The 2,255-nt window shown below is 71.3% G+C and carries 1 protein-coding gene and 1 pseudogene; both read right to left on the bottom strand.

From position 1 onward, the window contains the following. Positions 1-755, bottom strand: a pseudogene (locus ACOADB_RS26360) (dihydroxy-acid dehydratase); the annotation flags it as partial. 53 nt (positions 756-808) lie between these two features. Next, positions 809-2,255: glucose-6-phosphate dehydrogenase (zwf, locus tag ACOADB_RS26355; RefSeq protein ID WP_378605992.1), on the bottom strand; the 1,447-nt coding region annotated here is incomplete at its 5' end.

Raw genomic sequence — 2,255 nt, 5'->3', positions numbered from 1 at the left:
GCCGCGGCGGCGCGGGTGAGGGCCTCGCGCAGGGGCGTGCCCGGGTTGACGAAGGACGAGCCCGGCAGGTGCAGCCCGAGCACCTCCATCAGGAGCTGGTTGGAGTTGGCGGTGCCGTAGAAGGTGCACGTCCCGCGCGAGTGGTACGACGCCGCCTCGGCCTCGAGCAGCTCCTCACGCCCGACCTTGCCCTCGGCGAAGAGCTGCCGCACGGCGGCCTTCTCCTTGTTCGGGAGTCCCGACTCCATCGGGCCGGCAGGCACCCACACGGCGGGCAGGTGGCCGAAGGACAGCGCACCGATCAGCAGGCCGGGCACGATCTTGTCGCAGACGCCGAGCAGCAGGGCGCCGTCGAACATGTCGTGAGAGAGCGCGATCGCGGCGGACATGGCGATCAGGTCGCGGCTGTAGAGCGAGAGCTGCATGCCGTCGCGGCCCTGCGTGACGCCGTCGCACATCGCGGGCACGCCGCCGGCGACCTGGGCGAGTCCGCCGGCACGGATGACGGCGTCCTTCAGGACGGGCGGGTAGTCGCCGTACGGCTGGTGGGCCGAGAGCATGTCGTTGTAGCTGGTGATGATCGCGAGGTTCGGCTTCTGGCCTCGGGCCAGCTCGGTCTTCTCGGATCCCTCGGCGGCGGCGAAGCCGTGCGCGAGGTTGGCGCACGCGAGACGGCCACGGGCCGGACCGCGGACCGCCGCGGCGCGGATTCGCCGGAGGTAGGCCGCACGGGTGGGTGCGCTGCGCTCGGTCAGCCGACGGGTGACGTCGTCCAGGACCGGATGGAGGGGTGGGTTCATGTGCTGGTTCACGTGCTGGGCTCCTGCCAGGTGTGGCCGTCGCGCGCCAGCAGCCGTGCCGCGGCGGCGGGGCCGTTGGTGCCGGGGTGGTAGCGGACCGGCTCGACGCCGTCGCGCTGCCACTGGTCGAGGATCGGTTCCACCCAGGACCACGCGGCCTCGACCTCGTCGCGGCGCATGAAGAGGGTGGGGATGCCGCGCATGACGTCCATGAGCAGGCGCTCGTACGGGTCGGGGCACCGCTCGTCGAAGGTGTCGGCGTAGCTGAGGTCCAGCGACGCGGGGTGCAGCCGGATGCCACCGGGGCCGGGGTGCTTGGCGGTCAGGTGGAGCTGCATGCCCTCGTCGGGCTGCATCCGCACGGTGAGCCGGTTGGGAGTCGTGGTGCCCTCGCTGTGGGGGAACATCGCGTGCGGCGGCTCCTTGAAGACGACCTCGATGGTCGACTCCTGGCGGGCCATCCTCTTGCCGGTGCGCAGGTAGAAGGGGACGCCTGCCCAGCGCCAGTTCTGCACCTCGGCGCGCAGCGCGACGAAGGTCTCGCTGGTGCTGGGGTGCCCGAGCTCCTCCCCGTACGTCGTGTACTGCCCGCGCACCGTGTTGCGGTCCACGTCGGCGCCGGTGAGCGGCACCAGGGCGCGCAGCACCTTGAGCTTCTCGTCGCGCACGGGGTCGCCGCCGACGTACGTCGGGGGCTCCATGGCGACCAGGCAGAGCAGCTGGAGCAGGTGGTTCTGGACCATGTCGCGCATCGCGCCGGCCCGGTCGTAGTACTCGCCGCGACCGGCGACGCCCAGGGTCTCGGACACGGTGATCTGCACGTGGTCGACCCACCGGGAGTTCCACACGGGCTCGAGGAAGGTGTTCGCGAAGCGGGTGACGAGGAGGTTCTGCACGCTCTCCTTGCCGAGGTAGTGGTCGATGCGGAAGATCTGCCGCTCCTCGAAGACCCGACCGACGGCGTCGTTGACGACGCGGGAGGAGGCGAGGTCGGCTCCGATCGGCTTCTCGAGCACGACGCGGCATTCGGGGGTCACCAGTCCGAGGTCGTCGAGACGACCGCAGATCGGGCCGAAGAGGTCGGAGGCGACGGCGAGGTAGTAGACGCGGATCGGGCTCTCGTCGGGTCCCGCGGTCCGCGCCGGGTTGTCCTTGAGTAGTCCGTGCAGGCGGTCCCACCCCTCGGGGGAGGTGGCGTCGAGCGCGAGGTGGTGGAGCCGGCTGACCAGCCGGTGGACGGCGCCGGCCTCGAGGTGGTCCTCGGGAACGTGCTCGAACAGGGCCTGGGTCACCAGGTCGCGGTAGGCGTCGTCGTCCAGGTCATGGCGGGAGACGCCGACGATCCGGGTGTCGGGGTGCAGGTGTCGCTGGCGCTCGCGCTCGTACAGGCCGGGAAGCAGCTTGCGGAGGGCGAGGTCGCCGGTGCCGCCGAAGACGGTGAAGTCGCAAGCCGGG

This window comes from Nocardioides sp. CPCC 206348 (assembly GCF_048654705.1).
Taxonomy (GTDB): domain Bacteria; phylum Actinomycetota; class Actinomycetes; order Propionibacteriales; family Nocardioidaceae; genus Nocardioides.
Note: the sequence above shows the minus strand (reverse complement) of the source record. Positions and strands in the feature narration are given on the sequence as shown.